Raw genomic sequence first — 14,107 nt, 5'->3', positions numbered from 1 at the left:
ACGACGCGTCCCCACAGATGCGTTGGTGCACTGCGTACGGCCGGGCCGGGCTCTACCCGTACAGCTCCTCAATCTCTCCCGCGTACCGTTCCGCGACCGCACGGCGGCGGAGTTTCAGGGTCGGGGTGAGGGTGCCCGCCTCGATCGTGAACTCCTCCGGGAGGATGCGGAACGCGCGGACGCGGGCCGGGCGGGAGACCGTGGCGTTGGCCGCGGTGACCGCCTCCTCCACCAGGGCCCGTACCGCCGGGTGGTCACCGGGGCGCGCGGGGTCCAGATCGATCGACTCGCGCGTCGCCCAGGCGGTGATCTCCTCCGCGTCCAGGGTGATCAGAGCCACCGGGTGCGGGCGGCGGTCGCCGATCATGACGGCGCGCGAGACGTAGCGGGAGCGCTGGACGGCGAACTCCAGCTCGGTCGGGGTGATGTTCTTGCCCGCCGAGGTGATGATCAGCTCCTTCTTGCGGCCGGTGATGGACAGGTACCCGTCGGCGTCGAGTTCGCCCAGGTCGCCGGTGCGGAGCCAGCCTTCGGGGTCCAGGGTCTGCGCCGTCGCGGTGTCGTTGGCGTGGTAGCCGGGGAAGATCATCGGGCCCCGGGCCAGTACCTCCCCGTCCTCCGCGATGCGGACCTCGCACCCCGCGATCGGCCGGCCCACCGATCCGTAGCGGACCCCGGCCGGGTGGTTGAGGCTGATGACCCCGCCCGACTCCGTCATGCCGTAGCCCTCGAAGACCGCGATCCCGCAGGCCCGCAGGAAGTCGAGGGTGGCCGGGGCGATGGGGGCGCCGCCCGTCAGTGCCCATGTGAGACGGCCCCCGAAGGCCCCCCTGACCAGGGAGCACAGGGACTTCTCGGCAGCCTCGTAGGCGTCCTGGGACTCGGCGGGCAGTCGGCCGTCCGCCGCCAGGACCCCCAGCCGGACCGCCTCCGCGAAGCGGTCCGCGCCGCCCTCCTGGGACTCGGCCAGGGAGAGGACGACCGAGTGGAGCTTCTCGAACAGGCGTGGCACGGAGGGGAGATGGGTGGGCCGGGCAACGGCGAGCTCGGCGATGACGTCCTCGATGCGGCCGCCGAAATAGCAGAGCTCCCCGCCCTCCAGGAGGGTGGTGAACTGGATCAGCTGGGCCAGCAGGTGGGCGAGGGGGAGGTAGAGGTACGTGGAGTCGCCCGGGCCGCCCTTGATCAGCGGGAGGGTCGCGTCCTGGATCGCGCCCAGGTTGGCGTGCGTGAGGCGGCAGCCCTTGGGCAGGCCGGTGGTGCCCGAGGTGTAGACGATGGACGCGTCGGAGTCCGGGTCGACCGCGGCGGCGCGGGCGAGGAGTTCGGCTTCCGGCGCCGGGCCGGGGAGGGTGCGCAGCTCGTCCATCGCCACCACCGCGCGCAGCCGCGGCAGCTTCGCGCGCAGCGCCTCCACCCGGGCCGCCTGGGCGGCGTCGTCGCAGACGGCCACCACCGCGGCGGAGTCCGATAGCACCCAGGCGAGCTCCTCCTCCCCCGCCGTCGGGTACACCGGCACCAGGACGGCCCCCGCGGCCAGGACCCCGAAGTGGGTGTACGTCCACTCCGGGCGGGTCTCCGCGAGGACCGCGACCCGCTCGCCGGGGGCGACGCCCAGGCCGAGCAGGGCGCGACCGGACTCCCTTACGCGGCGCCGCAGTTCCCCGTACGAGACGGTCGCCCAGCCGTCTCCCGGGCCCCTCTCCCCCTCCCCGCCTGCCTTGTGCCGCAGCGCGGTCTCGGCCGCGTACCGCTCGCCCGTCCACTCCGTGAACACCGCCAGCGTGCGCGGCCGCAAGGCTCCACCGCTCGCACTCACCGGTTCCATCGCGCTCATCGGGCTCGCCCCTCCCTCGAATCCCCGGGGACTTCCCGTCGCATCCGGGTCATAACGATGACGCTAGGCACCGGGTGGGCGTTCGCGGCATGACCGGAAGCGTCACCCCCGCTGACCTCAGCGCTCAATGCGGCTACCGTCGGACCCATGGGGAGGCGGACGGTCACCGTGCACCACGTGCGCGCCGTGCTCGCGGGGGCGCGCGGCAGTGGTCTCGACATCGTGCCGCTGCTCCAGGAGGCGCAGATTCCGCCGCTGCTGCTGGGCGACGACCGGGCGCGGGTCACGCCCGCGCAGTTCGCGCGGCTGTTCCGGGCGCTGTACCGGGCCACGCAGGACGAGTTCCTCGGCCTGTCCACCGTCCCCAGTCGGCCCGGGACCTTCGCGATGATGTGCAGCGCCGCCCTGGGCTGCCGCGACCTCGGCGCGGCGGTGGAACGCTCCGCCACCTTCTACGGGCTGTTCCCGGGCGGGCCGGAGCTGACGCTCGAAGTCGAGGGCGGCCAGGCCCGGTTCACCGTACGGAACGAGTTCGTGCGCGACGAGGAACGCTTCCTCACCGAGTGCGTGCTCGCCATCTGGCACCGGCTGAGCAGCTGGCTGATCGGCCGGCGCATCCCCCTGGCCCACGCTTCCTTCGCGTATCCGGCGCCGGCGCACGAGGAGGAGTACGAGCTCCTCTTCGACTGCCCGGTCCGCTTCGGGGAGCCGCACGCCGGCGCGGCGGTCGCCTTCGACGCGCACTGGCTGACGGCGCCGCTGATCCGCGACGAGGCCGCGCTCGACGCGATGCTCCGGCGGGCCCCCTTCGACCTCCTGTCCCGCCCGGCGTACGGCACCACGGTCGCGGAACAGGTCCGCCGGACCCTCACCCAGGCCCTGCGCGGCTCACCCCGGCTGCCGGAACTCGGCGAGGTGGCGGCCCGCCTCGCGGTCTCCCCGGCCACCCTGCGGCGGCGGCTCCAGCAGGAGGGCACGTCCTTCCAGCAGCTGAAGGACCACGTACGCCGTGACGCGGCCATCGCCGGCCTGGCGGAGGGCGGCGAGCCGATAGCGGACCTGGCGGCCCGTCTCGGCTTCTCGGAGGACACGGCCTTCCACCGCGCGTTCCGCCGCTGGACGGGGACCACCCCGGGGGCCTACCGGATCGCTTCGGGGGGGCCATAGGGGCCGGGCGGCGGCACTACCAGGCCGGCCGCGGATCGCTCCGCTCGGTCGAGAGGCCCGCCGGCACGACGACGCCCGTGTCCGTCCGCCACAGGTATCCCGGGCTCGGCGAGAACTCGTCCAGGTCCGGGGCCCGGCGGTGGTACCGCTGGACCCGGGGGAGTCCCACTTCGACCAGCGCACCGTCGTGCAGCATCCACAGGCCGAAACAGTCGTCCTCCTCGTCGTGGATCAGCACCTGCACGCTCTCCGGCTTGGGCCACGGAAGCGACTCCAGATGCTTCAGCAGACCGGAGCGCGTGTTCTGCCGGTTGAACTCCATGCCCCATCCGTCGACGGCCAGCCCGAGCTTGTCGAACTTGCCTTTCCAGCTACGGGACTCGTCCCACTGGGTGAGCGGCTCCATGACCTCGTCCGCGTACATCGCCAGCACTATGACCTCCGCAATCCTGCTCATGCGGGAGTATCACCGCACACCACGGGGCACCGGCAACAGAATTACGAGAGCAGCTCCGGCGGCTCCGGCGGCTCCGGCGGCTCCGGCGGCTCCCGCAGGTGGCGCCGGTCAGGCGGGGGGTGCCGCGGCTTCGCTCACGCCAGCCCCATCATCTCCAACACCCTGGTCACCGCCTCGATGATCGGCCGGCCGACCTCGCCCGCGAGGGTCGCGATGCCCAGTACGGCCATCAGCGCCCCGTGCCGCGCCTCGGGAGCGCTCTCCCCGGAGACGATCACCGGGAGGTTGGTGTCGATGGCGCCCGCACTGGCCGGGGCGACCTGGGCGCGGAGGTCCAGGAGGAGCCGCTCCAGCTGCTGGATCGCCTCCTGCGGGGTGGCGGGAGCCGCCTGCGGGCCGCCGAATGTCGGGGACTGGTTCTTGACGATGCCGATGTTGCCGGAGCCGTTCACGGTGACGCTGTCGCCGTAGTGGTACGAGCTGCTGCTACCGCCGCTGCCGCTGTCCGTCGTCATTTCTTCACCATTCCGATGTTGCCGGAGCCGTTGATGTTCGCGGTGTCCCCGATGTGGACGTAGTGCTCGATGTTCACCGTCGGCTGGGCCACGTAGAGGGCGAACTCCACCTCTGGGTGTTCGATCGCCTCGACGATGCGCGCGACCAGCCTTCGCAGTTCGGCGCGGTCCGCGAGGGTCACCATCGCGACGGGCGCGCCGGCGGTCTCCACGCCCATGACGTACAGGTCCGGCCGGGTCAGCCGGTGTACGAGCTGCGTGACGAGGAGCACCGCGGGGACGAGGACCACGACCAGGCCCGTGCCGTCGCCGTCGGAGTCGGCGTTGGCGGAGGCCAGGGCGAGGACCACCAGCAGGACAGCCATCCACTGGGCGAACTGGAGGAGCGCCTGCTTCCGGTTGGGCCGGAGCACGAAGGTCTGCACCCGGACCACATTGTGCAGCGGGTAGACCGCCTCCCCCACCCAGAGCAGGCGGTTGCTGACCCGCAGCACGATGTCGGGCGCTTCGAAGTCCTCCCGTCGCGGCTTCGCGGGCGGGGTCGGCTCCGGCACCCACAACGGGGGCAGCGGCGGCTGCTGTGGCGGCGACGGGGGCTGATGCGGTGGTGGCGGGGGCTGATGCGGTGGTGGCGGTGGGGCCGTCACGACTTCACCACCCCCGTGTTGCCCACCCCGCCGTAGATGTTCACGCTGTCGCCGAGGTGGTAGCTCTTGAGGTTCACCTGCACCCGCTCCATTCGGATGGAGAACTCCGCCTCCGGGTGCTCGATGGCGTGCACGACGTGCTGAACGACCACCCCGAGCTGGCTCTCGTCCCGCATCGTCACCAGCGCGATGGACGCACTGGCCACCTCCACCGCCATGACGTGCAGGTCCGGCCTGCTCAGCTTGTAGACGAGGTACACCGCGAGGGAGATCGCCGCGATGATCGCGAGGGCCCCCAGCACCTCCCCCTGGGAGGCCGAGTCGTCCTCGTAGCTGCCGTAGCCGCCGTAGTCGCCGTACGAGGAGCTCGAATCGTCGATGACGAATTCCTGGAGCAGGTAGAACACCACCGCCAGCGCGGCCGCCCACTTCAGGAACTGCACGGCGGCCTTCCCCCGGTCGGGAGACAGGACGGAGGTGTGCACGCGGACGATGTCGTGCAGTGGATAGGCGGCCGAACCCACCCACAGCAGCCGCCGGCTGATCCGCAGGTCCACGCCGTACACGCCCGCACCCGAAGGCAGGGGCGGCAGCGGTGGCGGAGGGGGCTGCGACTGCGGCAGAGCCTGTGGCAGTGGCGGTGTTTGCGGTGGCGGTGGCGTGACCCCGTTGGCTTCCATGACTCCCCCAGTCGACGGCGCAGTTGACTGCGCGGGAAACCATTAAGCACACCATCTCCGATCACGTAAGGGTCAATTACTCGCCAACTCTCGTAGATATCCAGGGTGTTGGTTATCAAGGGCGATCAAGCGGCCGGGCCGGCGGGTGGCGGGGCGAGGGGGATGAGACCCCGGGTCAGGAAAGGTGAGCTGTGGGGTCAGCGACGTTCCTACTGGTCGGTCACTACCTTCTCCTCACCTACCCACCCCCACCGGACCCATTGGGAGAGCCGCCCCATGCGCATCCGAAGCTCAGCCCTCGCCGCCGTGGCCGCCCTGGCGCTCTCGGCCGCCGTCCCCACCACCACCGCACGGGCGGAGGAGACCACAACCCGCCCCGGTGACGTCGTGAGCAGCGCGCCGTCCGCGTTCCACCCGCTGCCCGGGCAGCCCACCAACACCAAGGCCTGGAAGATCCACTACAACTCGACGACCGCCGAAGGCGCCCCGAACGTCGTCTCCGGCACCGTCATCGTCCCGCAGGACGGCCGCACCGGACCGCGCCCGCTGATCACCTACGCCGTCGGCACCGTCGGCATGGGCGACTCCTGCGCCCCGAGCAACAACCTCCCGTACGGCACCGCCATGGAGGCCAACCTCATCCAGCAGCTCACCCTGCGCGGCTGGGCCGTCGTCGTCACCGACTACGAGGGCCTCGGCACCCCGGGCGTCCACACGTACACCGTCGGCCCCTCCGCCGGCCACGCCGTCCTGGACGCCGCCCGCGCCGCGACCCGCCTCCCCGAGGCGGGGCTGTCGGCCAACACGCCCGTCGGCATCATGGGGTACTCCCAAGGCGGCCAGGCCAGCAGCTGGGCCGCCGAGCTGCAGGGCTCGTACGCACCGGAGTTGAAGGTCAAGGGCACCGCGACGGGCGGGGTTCCGGCCGATCTCCTCAAGGTGGCCGACTTCAACAACGGCTCCTACGGCTCCGGCCTCATCTTCATGGCCGCAGCCGGCCAGGACGCGGCCTACCCGGAGCTCAAGCTCGACTCCTACCTCAACCCGGCCGGGAAGCTCCTGGTCGACGCCATGAAGGACAACTGCGTCGCCATCGACGCCATCGCCGGCTCCTTCAAGCGGATCTCCGACCTGACCACCCGCGACCCGCTCGCGCAGCCGGACTGGCAGGCCCGGCTGAACCAGAGCAGGCTCGGTCGCACCGCCCCGGCCGCGCCGGTGTTCCAGTACCACGCGCTCGGCGACGAGCTCATCCCGTACGCGGTCGGGCGCCAGCTGCGCTCCGACTGGTGCGCGAAGGGTGCGAACGTCGAGTTCGACACCATCTGGGTCGGCGAGCACGTCAGCGGTGTCATCACGCAGTCCCTGGCGGCGGGGAACTGGCTCTCGGACCGCTTCGCGGGCCGTTCGGCGCACCCCAACTGCTGACGCGTAGACGATTGTTGCCCCGTCGGGGGGCGCTTCTCACTCCCCGGCGGGGCAGGAGCGCGTCCCGGCGGGCAGCCTGCCGTCGATCAGGAAGTGGTCCACGTAGCCCTGCACGCAGCGCGAGGCGAGGTACGCGGTGTGCCCGTCGCCCTTGTAGTCCAGGATCACGGTGTTGCCGAGCCGCTTCGCCGTCTCCTCCGTCCACTCGTACGGGGTGGCCGGGTCTCCGCGCGTACCGACGAGCAGGATCCGCGGGATTCCGGCCGGGCGGTCGATCCTGCGGATGAAATCGGTGCCGGCGGGGCGCCCGTAGCAGGACAGCACCGTCATCAGCTGGTGCGGACCGAAGACCGGCGAGGCGGCGAGGAAGAGCGGCTGGAGCGCGGCCAGCTCCCGGGCGATGTCGGCCGGGGAGGCCTTGTCGTTCCCGCGGTCCGGATCGTCGGCGCAGTTCACGGCGACGAGCGCGGCGGCGGAGTTGTCGGCGGGTACCGGCGCGCCGGTGTCGCCCACCGCGTCCGGCGGGGGCGGCTCGGCCGGGCCGCCGAGCTGCATCAGCCCGACCGGATCCCCGTTGCGCTCGACGAGGGCCAGCGCGTCCGCGAGATCGGGCCACGCCTTCTTCGAGTAGAGGGCGGTCTCGATGGCCGCGACCACGTCCTGCCCGGTGAAGCGCAGACCGCCTTCGCCGGTCAGCGGCTCGGCGTCGAGCCGCGCGACGAGGGCCTGGACCTTCTCCTTGGCGGTACGGGTGTTCGTGCCGTAGACGCAGCCGTCCTGGTGGGCGCACCAGACGAGGAAGTTGTCCAGCGCCCGCTGCTGGGCCGCCGCGGACACCAGGGCCTGTTCGGTGAGCGGCTCGGAGAGGGTGTCGACCCCGTCGAAGACCATGCGCCCGGAGCGGCGCGGGAACAGCGCCGCGTAGACGGCGCCGAGGCGCGTCCCGTAGGAGAAGCCGAGGTAGTCGAGCTTCTTCTCGCCGAGGGCCTGGCGCAGCAGGTCGAGGTCGCGGGCCGCGTCGACGGTACCGATGTACGGGAGCACCGGGCCGGAGTCGATCGCGCAGCGCTTGGCGGCGGCGCGTAGGGCGGCGAGCTGGGCGGCGGGCCCTGCGGGGGCGCTCGCGGCGGTCTCCCCCGTCTCCTGCGGGTCTCCCCCGCAGCTGACGGGCTCGCTGTGGCCGACGCCCCGGGGGTCGAAGGCGACCAGGGCGTAACGCTTGTTGAGCTCCGCGAAGGCGGCGGGATCGGCGGCCAGCGTGGCGACGCCCGGGGCGCCGGGACCGCCGAAGTTCAGTACGAGCGAGCCGAGGCGTTTCGCGGCGGGGCCCGTGGCGGGGAGCATGGCGACCGCGATCCGGAGGCGGGCCTTGCCCGGGCCGGTGGCCTTGGCGGTGGCCGCGCCGATGCCCGTGCCCGTCGCGGTGCCCGCACCCGTGCCGGTGCCTGCTGCGGGCCCGTAGTCGAGCGGCACGTCGAGGGTCCCGCACCGCATCCCGGCCGGCACGGGCCGTTCGGGGCATTTCCCCCATCGGATACCGTCCCCGGCGGGGCCTGGGCCGGGGCCCGACGGCGTGGCGGCGAGCGTCCCGACGACCAGGGCGGCGCCGATGACCCCGACGGCTATCCGGTTGGGGGTACGGGTAAGGGTGCGGGCGCCTGTGCGGGTACGGGCGCCTGTGCGCGTACGGGCGCCTGTGCGCGTACGGGCGCGGGCGGGAACGGGGTCAGGGGGCACTGCACCCTCCTCGGGCGGCTCCCCCAACCAGTCAGCCCACCATAAGCACACCCCGCGCCCCGCGCCCGGGATCCACCACCCGTTCGGGCCCTTGACGCCCTCCACCACCGCTGCGCGGGCGAGTGTCCCCGACCCGCCCTTCCTCCGTTCCCCCGAAGCTCCGCCCCGGACCCCCGCGCCTCAATCGCCGGGCGGGGCTGGAAAAGATCGCCTCAAACGCCGGCGGGGCTGAAGGGTCGTCTCAATCGCCACGAGGCTGGACATGTCCACCCCCGCCTGCGCCGACGGAGGGACACGTCACGTCCGGCGGTACAGGGCCTCGATCTCGGGTTCGTAGTCCCGGGCTATCGCCCCCCGTTTCAGTTTCAGCGAGGGCGTCAAATGTCCCCGCTCCTCGGTGAAATCACCCGCCAGCAACACGAACCGCCGGATCGACTCCGCCCGTGACACCAGCCGGTTCGCCTCGTCCACCGCGCGTTGGAGGTCCGCCCGCAGTTCCTCGTCCGCGACGAGCTCCCCGATCGGCACGGTCGTCTTCTTCCGCATCTGCCGCCAGTGGTGCAGCCCCTCCGGTTCCAGGGTGATGAGCGCGGTGACGTAGGGCCGGTTGTCGCCGACGACCATGCACTGGCCGACCAGTGGGTGGGCCCGTAGCCAGTCCTCCAGCGGTGCGGGGGCCACGTTCTTGCCGCCCGAGGTGATGATCAGGTCCTTCTTCCGCCCGGTGATCGTCAGGTACCCGTCCGCGTCGAGCTCCCCGATGTCCCCCGTGGCCAGCCACTGCTGCCCGCCGGCCGCCACGCCGTTCCAGTACCCGGCGAACACGTGCGGCCCGCACAACAGCACCTCCCCGTCGTCGGCGATCCGTACCGCCGTCCCCGGCAGCGGCCAGCCCACCGTTCCGAGCCGGGGCCGCAGCGGCGGGGTGAGGGTCGCGGCCGCGGTCGTCTCCGTGAGCCCGTAGCCCTCGAAGACCTCGATGCCCACGCCCGTGTAGAAGGCGGCGAGCCGCCGCCCGAGCGGGGAGCCGCCGCTCAGGATGTAGCGCACGCGTCCGCCCAGCGCCGCCCGGATCCGCCGGTACACGAGCGGGTCGTACACCGCCCGGCCCAGCCGCAGTCCGAGCCCGGGCCGCTTACCCTCCACGACCGCGATCTCGCCGAGGCCGCGGGCGATGCGCGCCGCCCGGTCGAAGGAGGAGGCCCGGCCCATCCGCTCGGCGGTGGCCCGGGCGGTGTTGTAGACCTTCTCCAGGACGTACGGGATCGCCAGCAGGAAGGTCGGCCGGAAGCCGGCCAGGTCCTCCAGCAGGTCCTCGCTGCGGATGCTCGGCGCGTGCCCGAGCTTCACCCGGGCCCGCATGCACCCGACGGCCACCATCCGTCCGAAGACGTGCGACAGGGGGAGGAAGAGCAGGGTCGAGGCCGGGTCCTTGCTGACCGATTTGAAGACGGGGTGCAGCAGTTCCACCGAGTTGTCCACCTCGGCGAAGAAGTTGGCGTGCGTCAGCACGCACCCCTTGGGCTGTCCGGTCGTCCCGGAGGTGTAGATCAGCGTCGCGACGGAATCGGGCGCGCATCCGGCCCGCCGGGCCGTCACGACCTCGTCGGGTACGTGCTCCCCGGCCTTGACCAGCCGGGCCAGGGCCCCGGTGTCGAATTCCCAGAGGTGGCTGAGCCAGGGCAGGTTGGCCCGCTCCGCACTGATGAGCCGGGCTTGCGAGGTGTCCTCCACCGCGCAGGCGACGGCGCCGGAGTCCTGGATGATCCAGCGTGCCTGGATCGCGGAGGAGGTCGGGTAGATCGGTACGGTGACCAGCCCGGCCGCCCAGCCGGCGAAGTCCAGCAGGGTCCACTCGTAGGTGGTCCTCGCCATGATGGCGAGGCGGTCGCCGGGCCGCAGCCCCTCGGCGATCAGCCCCTTGGCGACGGCGAGCACCTCGGCGGCGAACTCGCGGGCCGTGACGTCCCGCCAGCTCCCGTCCCGCTCCTTGCGGGCGAGTACGGCTTCCCGCGGGGCCTCCCGCGCGTTGTCGAAGGGGATGTCCCCGAGGGACCCGCTGACCGGCACCGGGGCCAGCGCGGGCACCCACACCTCGCGCACCCGCCCGTCGATGACGGTCTTGACGGGCTCGACCAGCTTCGGTTCGGCAGCGTTCACGGCGCGTTCCCTTCGCTCCGGCGGCTTGTTACCGGCGGTAATCTACTCAGCGGTAACTGCCCTGACCAGCCCCCGCGAACCCCTTTTGCCCTGCGGGATTCGATCCGCGCACCCCGCCCCCTCGAGCCGAGGGCCGCCCAGATGACCTACGCCTGCCCGAACAGGCTCTGGCCAAGGGTCGATTGGAGGCCTCCGGCGCGCCACCGGGCCGTCGTCGGCCGACCGCCGACGCGCTGCGCCGCTCAGTGATCCAGTGGTTCTACGATCCGGCCATGCCGTTCGAACGCCTGACACGGTCGTCGTTCCACGACCTCCTTCCCGTCTCCCGCCGACGCTGGACGATGCGGGCTTCGAGGCTCGCGGTTCTCTCCCGCGAATACCTCCTACGGCTCTTCACCGCGGCCCGCGACCGCACCTGACCCCTGACCTGCGGGAACGGTTCCCGTGTGGTGCTGGGCGCGTGCGGTGCGCGCAGGCGTCGTACGTTGGGTGACTCCTCCCCCTCATGAATGAGGGGGCTTCTCGCTATGCCGGTTGAGGCTCGCGACGGACCAGCCCGGCCCGTAGAACGTTCAGGGCGCCCACCGTGTCAGCGTGTGCCGAGTGGCCGCAGCTAACGCAGTGGAACTTGTCCTGTGTGGGCCGGTTCTCCTTGGCGGTGTGCCCGCATTCGGGGCACCGCCGGGAGGTGTTGCGGGGGTCCACGGCGATCACTTCCCGGCCGGCGCTTTCAGCCTTGCTCGTGAGGATCGTGAGGAACACCCCCCATCCGGCATCGGAGATCGAGCGGTTGAGTCCGGTCTTGGCGGCGGCCCCGTTGGGCAGGAAGCCGCCCGGTTGCCCGGGGTCGGGCTTCGGCGCCACAGTGCGCACCATGTTGCGGATCTTGAGATCCTCGTGCGCGATGAAGTCATGTTCGCGAACCAGGCTGAGCGCGGTCTTGTGGGCGTGGTCGAGGCGCTGGCGGCGGACCTTGCCGTGCAGCTTGGCAACGTTCTCGACTGCGCGCCGGTGGTTCGCGGTCCGCTTATCGCGGCGCACTCGGGGGAACCGGGCGAGGGCCTGCTGTGCGGCGGCGAGCCGGTTCGCGTTGGTGGGGCCGTGGCGCGGGTTGGGGACGAAGGCGCCGTTGGAGTCGGCGAGGAAGTTCGCGATGCCCATGTCGATGCCGATGACCGAGCCGGCCGCGGGCAGGGGCTCGGGCTGGTCTTGCTCGGCGGTCAGCACGACGAACCACTTACGTCCCTCGCGCTTGACACTCACGGTCTTGACCCGTCCGACGACCGGCCGGTGCTGGTGGACCTTGACGTGTCCGACACCTTGGAGGCGGACGCGGGTGACCGGGTCGTGCGGCGTGGCATCCCAGCGGCAGCCGTCCCCGTCCTTGGGGAAGTCGACCGTGTCGAACCAGTTCACGCCCCGGAACCGGGGGTAGCCGGGGGTGTCGCCGGACTTGATCCGGCGGAAGAACGCCGTGAACGCCTTGTCGAGACGGCGCAACGTCGCCTGCTGGCTGGAGAACGACCACCGGCCGTGCCGCTCCGGGTCGAACGCCCGGATCTCCTTGAGCTGCGCCGACTGCTGGCCGTACTTGACGGACGTCTTCGACACGTGCCGGTAGGCGTCACGGCGTTCCCGCAAGGCCCCGTTGTACAGCGAGCAGTGATCGCGGAGCATCTCGCCGAGCGCGATCGACTGGCCCACGGTGGGCCGTAGGAGGAACTTGTACGCACGGATCACCCGGCCCACCCCCTTTCGGTGTGGTTCGCTGACCAGACTACGCTTGGAGTATGTCACCGCGCTGGGAACCAAACCCCGATATCCGTACCGGTCGTCACGTGACCTACAGCCTGCACGCCCACTTGGTGTTCGTGACCAAGTACCGGCGGGGAGTCTTTGACGACGACATGCTCAAGCGTTGTGAAGCGATCATGCGGGAGGTGTGTGGGGACTTCGAGACCGAACTCCGGCAGTTCAACGGCGAGGCCGATCACGTACACCTGCTCGTCCACTACCCGCCGAAGGTCGCCCTGTCCAAGCTGATCAACTCACTCAAGGGCGTCAGTTCCCGCTATCTGCGGGCCGAGTACACCGGACGGATTAACCGGATCGGGATGGGCTCGGTGTTCTGGTCCCGCTCCTACTTCGCGGGATCGTGCGGCGGTGCGCCGCTGGAGATCGTCCGCCAGTACATCGAAGGCCAGAAACGGCCTGTCTGACCGTCACCACGGAGGCGCAGAGCACTCCGGCGCTCCGCGCCTCCGGTCCCAGGATGCGCTCCTTCCCCCGCTAAAGCAGGGGATACCCGCGCAAGAATTAAGGGATGGCCGTCGGGACGCCCTTCACCCTCCAGTACGCGCGGGAGATGGTCGACAAGCAGTTCTGGAACAGCCCCGCGTTCACCCGCACGAACTACGTCATCACCGGCGTCTGGGGGCTGGTCTTCCTCATCGACGCGGCCTCGAGGGCCTACGGCAGCCTCGTCCTGCACGACCCGGACAACATGTGGACGAGCTGGATCATCCCGCTCGCGGCCATCATCGGCGCCGTGTGCTTCACCCTCTGGTACCCGGACCACGTCCGGGCCCGAGCCCGCGCGGCGGGACCCGTCCGCCCTTGACGTCCGCCCGTGGGGAAGGGCGCCCGGACGCGCGTCACGGTTGATGCCCCGACGAGCGCCCGGATCCGCGAAGTTGGCTATGCGTCCCCGCAAAAAACGTACGTACGCGCGAATGCGTCTGCGGCAGACTGCCCGCATGACCGCACCTGACCCGAACCCGAAGTCCGAGCTGCTCTTCTACCTGCAATCGGCCCGCGAGGCCCTGCTCTGGAAGCTCGAAGGGCTCTCGGAGTACGACGTCCGCCGCCCGCTGACCCCGACCGGGACCAATCTGCTGGGCCTGGTCAAGCACGTGGCCGGCGTGGAACTGGGCTACCTCTGCGACACCTTCGGGCGGCCCTCCGGCGAGCCGCAGCCCTGGCTGGAAGCCGATGCCGAGCCCAACGCGGACATGTGGGCCACCGCCGAGGAGACGCGCGAGGACGTGGTGGCGCTGTACCGGCGGGCGTGGGCGTACTCGGACGCCACGCTCGACGCGCTGGCGCTGGACACGGTCGGCAAGGTGCCGTGGTGGCCTGCCGGGCGGGACGAGGTGACCCTGCACCACGCCGTGGTGCGCGTGATCGCGGACACCCACCGGCACGCCGGGCACGCCGACATCCTGCGGGAACTCCTCGACGGCGCCGTGGGGATGGAGGAGGGCAACACCAGCCAGCCTTCGGACGACAAGGGCTGGTGGGGGGCGTACCGCGACCGGCTGGAGCAGACGGCCCGCCAGGCGGACCAGGCCTCCTAGTGATCTGGTTTTGAGATCCTGTCGCAGTAGCGGCAGATCCGGTCGAGGATCTGGTCAGCGGTCTTGGTCCACTTGAAGGGCCTGGCCTCGTCGTTCCAGACCTTGATCCAGTCCTCGAGCGCG

The 14,107-nt window shown here is 71.2% G+C and carries 14 protein-coding genes; 6 read left to right on the top strand and 8 right to left on the bottom strand.

Annotated features, from left to right (window positions below):
- Positions 1-52: 52 nt before the first annotated feature.
- Entirely contained in the window at positions 53-1,837 is a 1,785-nt protein-coding gene (locus tag OTB20_RS36985) for an AMP-dependent synthetase/ligase (protein WP_267824326.1), read from the bottom strand.
- A 147-nt stretch (positions 1,838-1,984) separates the two neighbouring features.
- Here OTB20_RS36985 and OTB20_RS36980 point away from each other — a divergent pair, with 147 nt between their 5' ends.
- Entirely contained in the window at positions 1,985-3,004 is a 1,020-nt protein-coding gene (locus OTB20_RS36980; protein WP_267824325.1) for an AraC family transcriptional regulator, read from the top strand.
- A gap of 16 nt (positions 3,005-3,020) precedes the next feature.
- Here the strand turns inward: OTB20_RS36980 and OTB20_RS36975 are convergent, their stop codons facing one another.
- From OTB20_RS36975 to OTB20_RS36960, 4 genes are all read right to left on the bottom strand, one after another.
- Entirely contained in the window at positions 3,021-3,461 is a 441-nt protein-coding gene (locus tag OTB20_RS36975) for a hypothetical protein (RefSeq protein WP_267824324.1), read from the bottom strand.
- Positions 3,462-3,595: 134 nt separating this feature from the next.
- Positions 3,596-3,976, bottom strand: coding sequence for a hypothetical protein (locus OTB20_RS36970; protein WP_267824323.1), 381 nt, complete (start codon positions 3,974-3,976; stop codon positions 3,596-3,598).
- Positions 3,973-4,530, bottom strand: coding sequence for a DUF6232 family protein (locus OTB20_RS36965; protein WP_267824322.1), 558 nt, complete (start codon positions 4,528-4,530; stop codon positions 3,973-3,975). Before OTB20_RS36965 ends, OTB20_RS36970 begins: the two co-directional genes overlap by 4 nt.
- Before the next feature lie 89 nt (positions 4,531-4,619).
- Complete coding sequence (locus tag OTB20_RS36960) at positions 4,620-5,189, bottom strand: DUF6232 family protein (protein WP_267824321.1); 570 nt, start codon at positions 5,187-5,189, stop codon at positions 4,620-4,622.
- A 390-nt stretch (positions 5,190-5,579) separates the two neighbouring features.
- On the opposite strand from OTB20_RS36960, the gene OTB20_RS36955 reads away from it, so the two are divergent.
- The gene (locus OTB20_RS36955; protein WP_267824320.1) at positions 5,580-6,731 is read left to right on the top strand and encodes a lipase family protein; all 1,152 of its coding nucleotides are present in this window, start codon (positions 5,580-5,582) and stop codon (positions 6,729-6,731) included.
- Positions 6,732-6,767: 36 nt separating this feature from the next.
- Here OTB20_RS36955 and OTB20_RS36950 read toward each other — a convergent pair whose 3' ends face one another.
- A complete protein-coding gene (locus OTB20_RS36950) occupies positions 6,768-8,468 on the bottom strand; it encodes an alpha/beta hydrolase (protein ID WP_267824319.1) in 1,701 nt (566 codons plus the stop codon).
- 297 nt (positions 8,469-8,765) lie between these two features.
- Positions 8,766-10,628, bottom strand: coding sequence for an AMP-dependent synthetase/ligase (locus OTB20_RS36945; RefSeq protein WP_267824318.1), 1,863 nt, complete (start codon positions 10,626-10,628; stop codon positions 8,766-8,768).
- 272 nt (positions 10,629-10,900) lie between these two features.
- Here OTB20_RS36945 and OTB20_RS36940 point away from each other — a divergent pair, with 272 nt between their 5' ends.
- Positions 10,901-11,047, top strand: a complete 147-nt coding sequence (locus OTB20_RS36940) for a hypothetical protein (protein WP_267824317.1) — start codon at positions 10,901-10,903, stop codon at positions 11,045-11,047.
- Between the two features lie 106 nt (positions 11,048-11,153).
- Here the strand turns inward: OTB20_RS36940 and OTB20_RS36935 are convergent, their stop codons facing one another.
- Positions 11,154-12,368 (bottom strand): RNA-guided endonuclease InsQ/TnpB family protein, encoded by a 1,215-nt coding sequence (locus OTB20_RS36935; protein WP_267824316.1) that lies wholly within the window; start codon positions 12,366-12,368, stop codon positions 11,154-11,156.
- Positions 12,369-12,418: 50 nt separating this feature from the next.
- Between OTB20_RS36935 and tnpA the strand changes: the two genes are divergently transcribed.
- The 3 genes from tnpA to OTB20_RS36920 all read left to right on the top strand — a co-directional run bounded on the left by tnpA (position 12,419) and on the right by OTB20_RS36920 (position 13,984).
- Positions 12,419-12,847, top strand: coding sequence for an IS200/IS605 family transposase (gene tnpA / locus OTB20_RS36930; RefSeq protein WP_267824315.1), 429 nt, complete (start codon positions 12,419-12,421; stop codon positions 12,845-12,847).
- A 104-nt stretch (positions 12,848-12,951) separates the two neighbouring features.
- On the top strand, positions 12,952-13,248 hold the full coding sequence (locus OTB20_RS36925) for a hypothetical protein (protein WP_267824314.1): 297 nt from the start codon (positions 12,952-12,954) through the stop codon (positions 13,246-13,248).
- Positions 13,249-13,384: 136 nt separating this feature from the next.
- Positions 13,385-13,984 (top strand): DinB family protein, encoded by a 600-nt coding sequence (locus OTB20_RS36920; RefSeq protein ID WP_267824313.1) that lies wholly within the window; start codon positions 13,385-13,387, stop codon positions 13,982-13,984.
- Positions 13,985-14,107 lie beyond the last annotated feature (123 nt).

The sequence above is a fragment of the Streptomyces sp. H27-H1 genome (genome assembly GCF_026627445.1).
Classification (GTDB): Bacteria; Actinomycetota; Actinomycetes; order Streptomycetales; family Streptomycetaceae; genus Streptomyces.
The sequence above is the reverse complement of the archived record's forward strand: the minus strand, read 5'-3'. Positions and strand labels throughout refer to the sequence as shown.